Source organism: Streptomyces lacaronensis (assembly GCF_047337785.1).
GTDB lineage: Bacteria > Actinomycetota > Actinomycetes > Streptomycetales > Streptomycetaceae > Streptomyces > Streptomyces lycopersici.
Genome location: NZ_JBLHDK010000003.1, coordinates 10169525 through 10182017, shown reverse-complemented (window position 1 = coordinate 10182017; position 12493 = coordinate 10169525). Strand labels below are relative to the sequence as shown.

The window sequence follows — 12493 nt, the reverse complement described above, 5'->3', positions numbered from 1 at the left end:
TCTTTTCGGGGTTGGGGTGACGGCGTGGGGTCGGCCGCGGCTAGGTGAGGTACGCGAGCCCGGGATGTGCCCGGCGGTAGGCGTCCACCAGACGGCGGGCCACCTCGACCGAATCGACGAGGGGGTGCAGGGCGAACGCCTTGACGGCGGCGGCGCGGGAGCCGGAGGCGGCCGCGGCGAGGGCCTCGCGCTCCACCGCCTTGACGGAGCAGACCAGGCCGGTGGCGTGCGCGGGGAGCGGGGAGACGGCCACGGGATGGGCGCCGTTGCCGTCGACCAGGCAGGGGACCTCGATGACCGCGTCCTCGTCCAGGGCGGACAGTGTGGTGCGGTTGCGCACGTTGAGGATCAGCGTCGTGCGCTCGTCGCGGGCGATGGCCCGCATCAGGGCCAGGGCCACCTTCTCGTAGCCGCCGGACTCGGTCAGGGACTCCTCGTCCCGCTCCCCCGCGCCCGCCGCCTCACGGTTCTCCGCCATGTACGTGGCCTCGCGCTCGGCCCGGGTGTCGTCCCACGTCCTCAGCGCGGGCGCGGCCGGGTCGCGCAGGGCGTCGTAGAACCGGGCCTGCTGCCGGCACAGGAAGGCGCCGCGGGTCTGCCGGGCCTCCCGGTACGCCGTCACCGCCTCACGGTTGAAGTAGTAGTAGTGCAGATACTCGTTGGGGACGGCGCCGAGCGACTGGATCCACTCCGGGCCGAAGAGCTTGCCCTCTTCGAAGGAGCCCAGCAGCTCCTGGTCGGCGAGCAGCCGCGGCAGCTGGTCGCGGCCGTCGAAGTGCAGCCCGCGCAGCCAGCCGAGATGGTTGAGCCCTACGTAGTCGATCCACGCGTCCCGCGGGCGCTCGGCGCCGAGCGCGCGGGCCACCCGGCGGCCCAGGCCCACGGGCGAGTCGCAGATGCCGATCACCCGGTCGCCCAGGTGGCGGGACATGGCCTCGGTGACGAGACCGGCCGGGTTGGTGAAGTTGATGAACCAGGCGTCCGGGGCCAGCGCCGCCACCCGCCGGGCGATGTGGTCCACCACCGGCAGTGTGCGCAGCCCGTACGCGATGCCACCGGCGCCGACCGTCTCCTGCCCCAGCACACCCTCGGCCAGCGCCACCCGCTCATCGGCGGCCCGCCCCTCCAGGCCGCCGACGCGGATCGCGGAGAACACGAAGTCGGCGCCCATGAGCGCCTCGTCCAGGTCGGTGGTGACGGTCACGGTCGGCGCGTCCGGATGGTCCGCGGCCTGCTCGGCCAGCACCCGGGCGATGGCGGAGAGCCGGCCGGCGTCCAGGTCGTACAGGGTCACGCCGGTGACCCGGCCCTCCCCGCGATCGCCGAGCAGCGCCCCGTACACCAGCGGCACCCGGAATCCCCCGCCGCCGAGAATGGTCAGTCTCACTGAAGAACCTCCGAGATGTCCCGACTCGCTGTCCGCTCCGGGAGCGGTCAGACCTTGATCACTTCGACGCCGGCCTCGGCGAGGACGGCACATGTGGCCTGATCCGCGGACGCGTTGGTCACCACGGTGTCGATGTCCTGCGGACCGCACACCTTGGCCATCCCGCGGCCGGGGAACTTCCCGGCGTCCGCGAGCAGCACCGTCTTCTCCGCGGCGGCCATCATGGCCCGCTTCACCGGGACCTCGACCACGGTCGTGTCCATCACATGGCCGCCGGGCCGGACGCCGCTGGTGCCCAGGAAAAGCCAGTCGGCGTGCAATTGGCGCAGGCTGTCCTCGGTGAGGAAGCCCACCAGCGAGCGGTACTCACGGCGCACCACGCCCCCGGGCAGCACCAGCTCTATCCCGGTGTCCTCCGCCAGCTCCTCGTACACCACCAGATTGCTGGTGATCACGGTGAGGCGGCGGCCGTGCAGCTGCCGGGCCAGGCGATAGGCGGTGGTGCCGATGTCGAGCAGCACCGTCTGGCCGTCCTCGACCATCGATGCGGCGCGCTCCGCCACGGCGTCCTTGTCGGTGACCCGGACCTCGGCGACCTCGGCGAAGGGCTGATCGCCGTCCTCCGCCACCGCACCCCCGTGGACCCGGGTGAGCAGGCCGTCCTCCTCAAGTCTGATCAGGTCGCGGCGCACGGTGGCGGCGCTCACTCCCAGCTCTGAGGAGAGGTCGGTCACGGATGCGGGGCCACCGGAGCGCAACGCCCGCAGGATGAGTTGGTGTCGTCGCTCTGCCAGCATGCGGCGCACACTACCCTGCAATTTCAATCAACTCCATGCTTGTTTTTGATTAGGTCTTGAAAAGTTTGCTCAGGTGGCTCACGATCCACGTCAGAACTTGCACACCCTTGACGAGAGGACGCGCTCGTGAGCGAGCCGCTCCCCGACGGGTCACCGGGCGATACCGCTCCCGACGTCCTGCTCACCGGACTGCTCTTCTACGACCTGGTCTTCACCGGCCTCGGCCGGGGACCCGTACCGGGCGAGGAGGTCTGGGCCAGGGGCATGGGCAGTGGCCCCGGCGGCATCGCGAACCTCGCGGTGACCGCCGCCCGCTTCGGACTGCGCACCTCGCTCGCCGCCGTGTTCGGCGACGACCTCTACGGCCGCTACTGCCGTGAGGTGCTCGCCGGGCAGGAGGGCATCGACCTCTCGCCGTCCCGTACGGCACCCATCGGCTGGCACACGCCCGTCACCGTCTCGCTGGCGCTGGGCGCGGACCGGGCGCTGGTCACCGGCGGCGCGGAACCCCCGTACGGCCAGGACGAGCTGATCGGCGACCCCCCGGCCGCCCGCTCCGCGCTCGTGCACATCGGTCCCGAGCCACAGGACTGGATCGCCAAGGCCGCCGCCTCCGGCACCCGGGTCTTCGCCGACGTCGGCTGGGACCCCTCCCAGCGGTGGTCCACGGATCTGCTCGATCAGCTCTCCCTGTGCCATGCCTTCCTGCCCAACGAGACCGAGGCCATGGCGTACACCCGCACCGCCACCCCGCGGGCGGCGCTGCGCGCGCTCACCGATCTGGTGCCGGTCGCCGTGGTCACCCGCGGCCGGGACGGGGCGATCGCGGTGGACCAGGAGACCGGGGAGTACGCCGACGCCGACGCGCTCGACATCGATGTGCTGGACGCGACGGGCGCGGGCGATGTCTTCGGCGCGAGCTTCGTCGCCGCCACCCTGGCCGGGTGGCCGCTCGCCGAACGGCTGCGCTTCGCGGTGCTCGCCTCCGGGCTGTCCACCCGCCGCCACGGCGGAGCACTGGCGGCGCCCGGCTGGGGCGGCGTCGCGGAGTGGTGGCGCGGGGTCGTGGCCGACCCCGGCGCCGAGGAGCTCCGCCGGACGTACGGCTTCCTCGCCGACCGGATCCCCGCCGGCGTCGGCCCGCCTCCGCCGGAGGCACCACCCACACCGCTGTGACCGGCCACGCCGTTACAACCGCCACCCCGTGGTGACCGGCCGCGCCGTCATGACGGCCACGCCGTGGTGACGCGGCGCCACCTCTTCACGGAAATCCCCTTCTCAAGGACCCCCACGGCAACACCCCGACACCTCAACGACGAGACACCGAAAGGCGGTGAAGCAGTGCACCCCTCACGCAGAGGACTGCTTCGCGCGGGCCTGGCGACCACCTCGGCCGCCGTGCTGGGCGGCGCGGCCGCGGGCTGTGCGGTCCCGGCCGGATCGACCGGCCGGAACATGACACTCTGGTACTGGGGTGGTGGACTGAGCGACAAGCTGGTGGAGGACGCCGCCAAGCACTTCACCCAGGTCGACCTCAAGGCCACCCAGATCGGCGGATACTTCCGCTCCAAGCTGCTGACGACACTGACCGCCCGCGCCTACGCGCCCGACATCACCGGCCTGAAGGGCGAGGACATCGCCTCGCTGCTGTCCAACGCCGACCAGTTCATCGACCTCAACACGCTCGGCGCGAACCGGCTCAAGAGCCAGTACCTGGACTGGAAGTGGGCCCAGGGCACCGCCGACGACGGCCGTCAGATCGGCTTTCCCATCGACACCGGCCCCTGTGTGCACTACTACCGCCCCGACGTCTTCCGGAAGGCGGGCCTGCCGACCGAACCCGCCGAGGTGGCCGCGGCCATGAGCACCTGGGACGACTACTTCGCCGCGGGCGAGCGGCTGGTCAAGCGGGTCAAGGGCGCGTACCTGGTCAATGACCTGCTGGCGGTGCTCAACATGGGCATCGGCCAGTCGGCGAAGCGCTTCGTCGACAAGGACCGCCACTTCATCGGCGACCAGGAGCACATCGTCCGCGCCTGGGATCTGGCGCTGGAGTGCAAGAAGCGCGGTCTCGTCTCCCCCTTCAAGTCCGGCACGGTCGACCAGACCGCGGCGCTGGAGGACGGCAGGCTGCCCAGCCAGCTCGGCGCCTCGTGGGTGTCCGGTGACTTCAAGTCGCAGCTGACGAAGTCCGCCGGCAAGTGGCGGGTGGCCGCGATGCCCGAGCGGCCGGCCAACGACGGCGGCTCGTTCCTCGGGATCACCAAGTACTGCCGCAGACCCGAGGTGGCCTTCGAGATCATCACCTGGCTGCTCGGCCCCAAGAACCAGACCCGTGGCTTCGTGGAGGCGTCGCTCTTCCCCTCCACCCCGGCGTCCTACGAGATGGCCGCGATGCGCAAGCCCGACCCCTTCTTCGGCGGTCAGGTCACCAACGACATCTTCGCCCGGGCCGCTCAGCGGATCCAGGTCGCCTACAACAGCCCCTACGACGTGGCCCTCAAGCAGCCGATCATGGACGAGCTGACCTCCGTGCACATCTCCGGCAAGAACCCCGAGCGAGCCTGGCGGGACGCCATGAGCGAATGCCGACGCATCGCGGACCACCTGGGGGTGAGCTGAGCCATGGCCGACATGAAAACCGCACCGGCCGCGGCGGTCGCGACCGCGCCGAGCCCGGCGGGAACGGCGGCCAAGGTGCCCTCCGGCCGCGAAAGCGGCATCCGCCGCCACTGGCGGCTGTACGCGGCGATCTCACCGTTCTATCTGCTGTTCCTGTGCTTCGGCCTGATCCCGGCCGGCTTCTCCCTCTTCCTCGCCTTCCAGCGCTGGGACGGTCTGGGGGACATGGAGTACGCGGGGCTTTCGCAGTTCCGCTATCTGCTCGCCGACACCCAGTTCTGGGACGCGGTGCTCAACACGTTGGAGATCTGGGCCATGGGCACCCTGCCCATGCTGTTCATCGCCCTGGTCAGCGCCGTCATGCTGAACTCCGCGGTGCGCTTCAAGGGGGTGTACCGCTTCGCCTACTTCGTGCCGTCCGTCACCTCGGTCGTCGCCGTCGCCGTCATCTTCGGCTCCATCTTCTCCACCAGCTTCGGCCTGATGAACGCCGTGCTGAGGACCGTCGGCGTCAGCGAGGTGGCCTGGCTCAACGAGCCCTGGGGCATCAAGGTCGCCGTCGCCGCGCTGATGACGTGGCAGTGGACCGGGTACAACGCGATCATCTTCCTGGCCGGTCTCCAGACCATCCCGACCGAGCTCTACGAGGCGGCGAGGGTCGACGGGGCCGGGCCGATCCGGACCTTCTTCTCGGTCACCATGCCGATGATGCGCCCGGTCATCCTGTTCACGGTGGTGGTCTCCACGATCACCGGCCTGCAGTCGTTCTCCGAGTCCCAGGTGCTGCTCGGCCGCAACGACGGCCTGTCGACCTTCGCGGGCGGGCCCGAACACGCCGGACAGACGGTGGTCCTCTACTTCTTCCAGCAGACCTTCGACAACAACGACTTCGGCTACGGAGCGGCCATCGCCTGGGCGATCTTCATGATCGTGGTGGTCTTCTCCCTCATCAACTGGCGTCTGGTCAACCGCCGGGAAAAGGGCTAGGAGGCCGTCATGAGCAGGACCAAAGGGGCCATGGCCCGTGGTGTCTCGCTGCACACCGCGCTGATCGCGGGCGTGCTGCTGTCCATCTTCCCGTTCTATCTGGCCGTCGTGATGGCCACCCGGACCTCCAACGAGATCTTCTCGTATCCGCCGAAGCTCTGGCCCGGTTCGCACTTCCGGGAGAACGTCGGCCACCTCTTCGACAACATCGACTTCTTCGGGTCGATGCTGAACTCGCTGATCGTCGCGGGCACCGTCACCGTGCTCGTGCTCTTCTTCGACTCGCTCGCGGCGTTCGTCTTCGCCAAGTTCGACTTCCCGGGCCGCAAGCTGCTGTTCGGGCTGATGATGGGCATCTTCATGCTGCCCGCGCAGCTCTCCGCCATCCCGCAGTTCGTCATCATGGCGAAGCTGGGCTGGATCGGCTCGCTCACCGCGCTGATCGTCCCGGCGGCGGCCAACGCGTTCGGCATCTTCTGGATGCGCCAGTACATGACGGGCGCCATCCACGACGAGCTGATGGACGCCTCGCGGCTCGACGGCTGCAGCTTCCTGCGCCAGTACTGGCATGTGGCGCTGCCCGTGGTCCGGCCGGGCCTGGCGTTCCTCGGCATCTTCACCTTCATGAGCCAGTGGAACGACTACGCCTGGCCGCTGATCGCCCTGACCAACCCGGACCATGTCACCCTCCAGGTGGCGCTGTCCCAGCTCAACAGCGTGCACAGCATGACGGACTACGGCATGGTCATGGCCGGTGCGCTACTGGCCCTGATCCCGCTGCTGATCATGTTCGTCTTCGCGGCCCGCCACTTCATCGCCGACCTGGCCAAGGGAGCCATCCGCTGATGCACCACCCGCCCCCGTACGCCCGCCCCTGGGAGACGCCCGAGCTCACGTCCTGGCGCCGGCTGCCGCTGCACGCGGTGGTCCGCGGTGCCACGGACACCGGCCGGACGGCGCTCGACGGCGACTGGCGGTTCCAGCTGCTGGCCTCGCCCGACGAGCCCCTCGCCGAGCGGTGGGGAACCGCCCGGGTGCCCGGCTGCTGGACCACGCAGGGCACCGACGACCTCCCGCACTACACCAACTTCACGATGCCCTGGCCGGAGTTCCCCCCGGCCTCCCCGGCGAAGAACCCGACGGGCGTCTACGAGCGCGAGGTCGACATCCCCGCGGAGTGGGCGGGCAAGCGGATCGTGCTCCATGTCGGGGCCTTCGAGAGCGTGCTGCTGGCCGAGGCCGGCGGCCGCCCCGTGGGCATGGGCAAGGACTCGCACCTGGCCGGCGAGTTCGACATCACCGACGCCGTGCGGCCGGGCGAGCGCGCGACCGTACGGCTCACGGTGGTCAAGTGGTCCGACGCCTCGCACATCGAGGACCAGGACCACTGGTGGCACGGTGGCATCACGCGATCGGTGTATGTGTACGCCGTCGACCCGCTGCACCTGGCCGACGTGCGGATCACCGCACCGGCGGACGGGCGGCTGCGGGCCGAGACGCTGGTCCGCTCGGCGCACGGCGCCCTCCCCGCCGGGTGGTATGTCACCGGATCGCTGGAGGGCGTCGGCGAGCTGCGGTTCGACGCGGAGTACGCCGCGCGGTGCGCCGCCGAGGAGCGGGTGTCGGACTTCCTCGGCGAGGCCCGGCTGCACACCACCGTGGCGGAGGTGCGGACCTGGTCCGCGGAGACCCCGCACCTCTACGACTGTGTGATCCGGCTGCACCGCGCGGACGGTTCGGTCGCGGACACCTCGTACCACCGCGTCGGCTTCCGCGATATCGCGGTGCGCGGCCGGGATCTGCTGGTCAACGGCGAGCGGGTGTTCATCCGCGGGGTCAACCGCCACGACTTCCACCCGCTGACCGGGCGCGTGGTGTCGTACGACGACATGCGCGCCGACCTCACCACCATGAAGCGCTTCGGCTTCAACGCCGTGCGCACCTCCCACTACCCCAACGACCCGGCCTTCCTCGATCTCTGCGACGAGCTGGGCCTGTACGTCGTCGACGAGGCGGACATCGAGGCGCACGACCACGCCCACGAGATCGCCGACGACCCGCGCTACCTCGCCGCGTTCACCGATCGCGTCTCGCGGATGGTGCTGCGCGACAAGAACCATCCGTCGGTCATCGTGTGGTCGCTGGGCAATGAGTCCGACTACGGCGCCAATCACGACGCCGCGGCCGCCTGGGTGCGCCGCCACGACCCGAGCCGCCCCGTGCAGTACGAGGGGGCGCTGCACCGCGGCTGGGCCCGCCCGGACACCGTCACCGACATCGTCTGCCCGATGTACGCCTCCATCGACGAGATCACCGCACACGCGCGCTCCGGTGAGCAGACCAAGCCGCTCATCCTCTGCGAGTACTCGCACGCCATGGGCAACAGCAACGGCAGCCTCGCCGACTACTGGGCGGCCATCGAGGCCACGCCCGGTCTCCAGGGCGGATTCATCTGGGAGTTCTGGGACCACGGCATCCTCCAGCGGCTCTCCGACGGCCGCCCGGCGGGGCTCGCGGGCGCGGGCCGGTACGGCGGCGGGGTCGCCGGGCCGGGGATGCGCTGGGCGTACGGCGGCGACTTCGGTGACACGCCGAACGACGGCGCGTTCATCGCCGACGGCGTGGTCTTCCCGGACCGCACGCCCAAGCCCGTCATGTACGAGCACCGGGAGATCGCCGCGCCGGTGCGGCTGACCCGCGACGAGGAGGGGGTGCGCGTCCACAACCGCCAGCACTTCCGCGATCTGTCGTGGCTGGCGGCCGAGTGGGTGCTGTCCGTCGACGGGCACGGCGCCGACCACCCGCCGGTCCCGGCGGAGCTGCCGCACCTCCCGCCGGGTGCGAGCGCCCCGGTCGAGCTGCCGCCGGACCTGCTCGCCGGGCTGTCGTCCGCCCCGGGCGAGGCATGGCTGACGCTGCGGGTCCGTACGGCGAAGGAGGAGGCGTGGGCGCCGGCCGGCGGTGAGGTGTGCGCGCCGGGGGTACGGCTGCGGGAGCGTGCCGCGTCCACCGCGCCCGCCACACCGGTCGACGGCCACGGCCTGCCGCCGGTGGAGGTCGGCGAGGACGGGCTGCTGGCGCATCCGGCGCTGTCCGCGCCGCCGGTGCTCTCGCTGTGGCGGGCGCCCACGGACAACGACGAGCTGGGCGGGCTCGGCGAGCGGTGGCGGGCCTGGGGGCTCGATGCCCCGCGCCGTCGATTGGTGTCCGTCGAGCGGGACGCCGCCGGGGCGGTCACCGTCCTCGCGGAGTACGACACCACCGCTGGTCCGGTGCGCCACCGGCAGGTGCTGCGACCGGTGCCGGACGGGATCCATGTGGAGGAGAGGGCCGAGCTGCCGAGCGGACTGACCGATGTGCCCCGCGTGGGCACGGTCTTCGAGACGGCCGCCCGGCACGACCGCCTCGCCTGGTACGGGCCGGGCCCCTGGGAGACCTACCCCGACCGGTGCGCGGGCGGGGCCGTCGGCCACCACCAGGCCGCCGTGGACGAGCTGTTCACGCCGTATCTGCGCCCGCAGGAGAGCGGCGGGCGGCACGCGGTGCGCCACTTCACGCTCGACGCCCGGTGGCACGTCGCCCTCGACGCGCCGTGCCAGGTCTCCGTCACCCGCCACCGCGCCGCCGACCTGGCCGCCGCGGCGCACCATGACGAACTGGTCGCGCGCGACCTCTGCGTGGTGCACATCGACGCCGCCCATCGCGGTGTCGGCACCGCCTCGTGCGGCCCGGACACCCTCGCCCGCCACCGCGTCGGCCCCGGCACGTACCGCTGGTCCTGGACGCTTTCCGCCCTCTAGAACCCTCCAGGCCCCTCCAGGCCCCTCCAGGAAAAGGGAGTTCACCGCACCATGGCCATGCAACCCTGGTTCCCCGACGCCAAGTTCGGCATCTTCATCCACTGGGGCATCTACGCCGTCGACGGCGTCCAGGAGTCCTGGGCGTTCTTCGAGGGCGATGTCCCCCACGACCAGTACATGGCGCAGCGACACGGCTTCACCGCCCGCCACTACGCCCCGGAGGACTGGGCGGACCTCTTCGCCCGGGCCGGTGCCCGGTACGCCGTGCTCACCTCGCGCCACCACGACGGCGTCTCCCTGTGGGACACCGCGGAGGGCGACCTCGACGTGGTGCGGCACACCCCCGCCGGACGCGATCTGGTCGGCCCGTACGCGGCGGCGATGCGGGAACGTGGCATCAAGGTCGGCCTCTACTACGCCCACAACGACTGGAACCACCCCGATTACGCCTCCACCCGCTACGCGGGCCGCCCACCCGAGCAGGAGGACAACCCCTACGCCGAGGTGCCGAAGGAAGCGGAGGATCTGGCGGCGTGGGCCCGCTACCTCGCCTACCGCGACGCCCAGGTGCGGGAGCTGACCACCCGGTTCCGTCCCGACCTGCTGTGGTTCGACGGTGAGTGGGAGCGCACCGAGGAGCAGTGGCGGATCAAGGACCTGGCCCGGCTGATCCGCTCCGAGGTGCCGCGGTGTGTGCTCAACGCGCGCATGCTCAGCGAGGGCGACTACGCCACCCCCGAACAGGGTGTGCCGATCGAACCGCCCGCCGGTCCCTGGGAGTTGTGCCTGACCCTCAACGACTCATGGGGCTACCGCCACCACGACCACAACTACAAGTCGACCGGCCGGCTCATCCGGTACTTCACGGAGACCATCGGCGGCGGCGGAAACCTGCTGCTGTCCGTGGGCCCCAAGGAGGACGGCACCATCCCGGCCGAACAGGTCGAACGCCTCGAGGGCATGGGCGCGTGGATCGCCCGGCACCCCGAGGCCGTCTACGGCACGGTCCGCGGCCTGCCCGCCGGGCACCACTACGGCCCCAGCACGCTCTCCGCCGACCGCCGCACGCTCTACCTCACCGTGTTCGACATCCCACGCGGCCCCATCGGCGTGCGCGGCCTGCGCACCCCGGTACGGCGGGTCAGCGTCCTCGGCACCGGCACCGAGCTGGGCCACCAGGTGATCGGCGGCCTGCACGAGGTCCCCGGCGTGCTGTGGATCGACCAGCCCGCCACCGAGGACCTGGACGAACACGCGACGGTCCTCGCCGTCGAGCTGGACGGCGAACTGGACCTGTACCGGGGCGCCGGCCGCTTCTGAGCTCACCGGAGGCCAGGGCGCGCGCCCCGATCCAGCGTCAGGTGTCCTGGCGCAGGAACAGTTCCACGACCGGTACCGCCACCTCGGGGCGGACGACCGGCAGGGTCAGGGTCAGGGTGCCGGGCGGCTGGCCGGCCGAGGCCGGTGTTCTGCGCCTTGACCGACGGGTCGATCTCGCGGTACTCGGGGCGGCGAACGCCGCGCCCCACCATGAGCGGCGCCCGACCTCGGCCGGGCGCCGCGCCTCGGGCTCCTCGTCCACCGCGATGGCGGTGCCCGGGGCGGCCACCGGCACCGTCACCACCTCCTCCTCGGCCGGGGCGGCCTGCTCCGTTGTGGCAGCACGGAACGCGGGCATGGACTGCGCATGGCAATGCCGCTGCGGCTGCTGTGGGAAAGCCCCGACCACGGCGAGTGGGGTGGGGCGAGAGGATGTGGCGGGTGTGGTGAACGTCAGATACCGAGTAAGACGGGCGCCGTGTTTACGGCGGCCGCTCCATGGTGCGCTCGATGCGTACGGAAACTGAAGTACCTGACCGTCACTGTCGTGGTCCGACCCATCACCGAGGGACGACGCGCACGTCGACGCCGCGCTCGCGCAGCCCGCGCACCTCCCCGGCCGGTGCCGCGTCATCCACCACGACCAGGTCGAAGTCGGTGAGCGGAGCCAGGGCGTACAGCCCCTGGTTGGCGAACTTCGTATGGTCGACGAGGAGTACGCGGCGTGCCGCGGCGGCCATCATCGCCTGCTTGACCTGCACCGTCTCGGGTGACATGTGGTAGCAGCGGCCCGCGGTGACGGCGGTGGTGGACATGAACAGCACATCGGCGCGGAAGGCGGACACGCTCTGCGCGGTGTGGGGTCCCATGAACGCGTCGTACGCCGGGAAGTAGGTGCCGCCGAGCGCCACCAGCGCCGCCCCTGGCTCCTTGGCCAGAGCCGTGATGGCGGGCAGCGAGTTGGTGATCACCGTGATCGGTGTGCGGTGGGGCAGGTGCCGGGTCAGGCCCAGGCAGGTGGTGGAGTCGTCGACCACCACGATCTGGCCGGGAGCCAGCTCCTCGGCGGCCGCCCGCGCCAGCCGCTGTTTGGTCCGCGTCATCGTCGCCATGCGCTCGCCGACACTGCCGTGGAACTGCGTGGACGGCAGACAGCTCGCGCCGCCGCGCACCTTGCGCAGCCAGCCCTGCGCCTGGAGGGCGTCCAGGTCGCGGTGGATGGTCATCACACTGACGGCGAACTCGGCCGCCAGCTCCGAGGTGCGGACGAAGCCCTTGGTCGTGACCAGTTCGCGCAGCCGGCGCCGCCGCTCCTCCTGCCCATCCGTACGGGTCATGGCCTGCGGCTCCTCGCTCCTCATCCCTTCCGCACCACCACGGCGCGGTGCCGCGCGGACCGACGTGAGACGAACTGATGTGAAACTCACGCGAAGGTAACACGCCCGCGGACCGTCGCCTCCCCCGTGTGCGGGGCAGGTGGTCCAGGACATCGCACGGTGCCGTGGTCCGGCCGCGGGATGATCCCGCGCCCCGATTGACGTGACTTCCCCGCGGCGATTCTCTGGGTTTGCCGGCGCGGA

The 12493-nt window shown here is 71.1% G+C and carries 10 protein-coding genes; 6 read left to right on the top strand and 4 right to left on the bottom strand.

The annotated features are described in order from the left end of the window. Window positions 1–40: 40 nt before the first annotated feature. The gene (locus ACMTAK_RS44045) at window positions 41–1387 is read right to left on the bottom strand and encodes a 6-phospho-beta-glucosidase (RefSeq protein WP_413811346.1); all 1347 of its coding nucleotides are present in this window, start codon (window positions 1385–1387) and stop codon (window positions 41–43) included. Window positions 1388–1434: 47 nt separating this feature from the next. After that, window positions 1435–2184, bottom strand: coding sequence for a DeoR/GlpR family DNA-binding transcription regulator (locus ACMTAK_RS44040; protein ID WP_413811345.1), 750 nt, complete (start codon window positions 2182–2184; stop codon window positions 1435–1437). A 126-nt stretch (window positions 2185–2310) separates the two neighbouring features. On the opposite strand from ACMTAK_RS44040, the gene ACMTAK_RS44035 reads away from it, so the two are divergent. The 6 genes from ACMTAK_RS44035 (at window position 2311) to ACMTAK_RS44010 (ending at window position 10913) form a co-directional block, all read left to right on the top strand. Continuing rightward, window positions 2311–3360 carry a PfkB family carbohydrate kinase gene (locus ACMTAK_RS44035; RefSeq protein ID WP_413811344.1) on the top strand — a complete coding sequence of 350 codons (1050 nt, stop codon included), beginning with the start codon at window positions 2311–2313 and terminating at the stop codon, window positions 3358–3360. Window positions 3361–3525: 165 nt separating this feature from the next. Further along, the gene (locus ACMTAK_RS44030) at window positions 3526–4806 is read left to right on the top strand and encodes an extracellular solute-binding protein (protein WP_413811343.1); all 1281 of its coding nucleotides are present in this window, start codon (window positions 3526–3528) and stop codon (window positions 4804–4806) included. Window positions 4807–4809: 3 nt separating this feature from the next. Then, window positions 4810–5793: a carbohydrate ABC transporter permease gene (locus tag ACMTAK_RS44025; RefSeq protein WP_413811342.1), complete on the top strand. Its 984-nt coding sequence runs from the start codon at window positions 4810–4812 to the stop codon at window positions 5791–5793. A 9-nt stretch (window positions 5794–5802) separates the two neighbouring features. Continuing rightward, complete coding sequence (locus tag ACMTAK_RS44020; RefSeq protein WP_413811341.1) at window positions 5803–6639, top strand: carbohydrate ABC transporter permease; 837 nt, start codon at window positions 5803–5805, stop codon at window positions 6637–6639. Then, window positions 6639–9593 (top strand): glycoside hydrolase family 2 TIM barrel-domain containing protein, encoded by a 2955-nt coding sequence (locus tag ACMTAK_RS44015; RefSeq protein ID WP_413811340.1) that lies wholly within the window; start codon window positions 6639–6641, stop codon window positions 9591–9593. The genes ACMTAK_RS44020 and ACMTAK_RS44015 overlap by 1 nt, the downstream gene beginning before the upstream one ends. 51 nt (window positions 9594–9644) lie before the next feature. Then, window positions 9645–10913 carry an alpha-L-fucosidase gene (locus ACMTAK_RS44010; RefSeq protein WP_413811339.1) on the top strand — a complete coding sequence of 423 codons (1269 nt, stop codon included), beginning with the start codon at window positions 9645–9647 and terminating at the stop codon, window positions 10911–10913. A gap of 37 nt (window positions 10914–10950) precedes the next feature. On the opposite strand, the gene ACMTAK_RS44005 is transcribed toward ACMTAK_RS44010, so the two are convergent. Both ACMTAK_RS44005 and ACMTAK_RS44000 read right to left on the bottom strand, forming a co-directional pair. Continuing rightward, window positions 10951–11271 carry a hypothetical protein gene (locus ACMTAK_RS44005; RefSeq protein ID WP_413811338.1) on the bottom strand — a complete coding sequence of 107 codons (321 nt, stop codon included), beginning with the start codon at window positions 11269–11271 and terminating at the stop codon, window positions 10951–10953. A gap of 202 nt (window positions 11272–11473) precedes the next feature. After that, entirely contained in the window at window positions 11474–12250 is a 777-nt protein-coding gene (locus tag ACMTAK_RS44000; protein ID WP_413811337.1) for a DeoR/GlpR family DNA-binding transcription regulator, read from the bottom strand. Window positions 12251–12493: the final 243 nt, after the last annotated feature.

What these genes read in the sequence shown, in the direction of transcription:
- ACMTAK_RS44040 (WP_413811345.1), bottom strand. Translation starts at nt 2,184, where the DNA reads ATGCTGGCAGAGCGACGACACCAACTCATCCTGCGGGCGTTGCGCTCC.
- ACMTAK_RS44025 (WP_413811342.1), top strand. Translation starts at nt 4,810, where the DNA reads ATGGCCGACATGAAAACCGCACCGGCCGCGGCGGTCGCGACCGCGCCG.
- ACMTAK_RS44020 (WP_413811341.1), top strand. Translation starts at nt 5,803, where the DNA reads ATGAGCAGGACCAAAGGGGCCATGGCCCGTGGTGTCTCGCTGCACACC.
- ACMTAK_RS44015 (WP_413811340.1), top strand. Translation starts at nt 6,639, where the DNA reads ATGCACCACCCGCCCCCGTACGCCCGCCCCTGGGAGACGCCCGAGCTC.
- ACMTAK_RS44010 (WP_413811339.1), top strand. Translation starts at nt 9,645, where the DNA reads ATGGCCATGCAACCCTGGTTCCCCGACGCCAAGTTCGGCATCTTCATC.
- ACMTAK_RS44005 (WP_413811338.1), bottom strand. Translation starts at nt 11,271, where the DNA reads ATGCCCGCGTTCCGTGCTGCCACAACGGAGCAGGCCGCCCCGGCCGAG.
- ACMTAK_RS44000 (WP_413811337.1), bottom strand. Translation starts at nt 12,250, where the DNA reads ATGACCCGTACGGATGGGCAGGAGGAGCGGCGGCGCCGGCTGCGCGAA.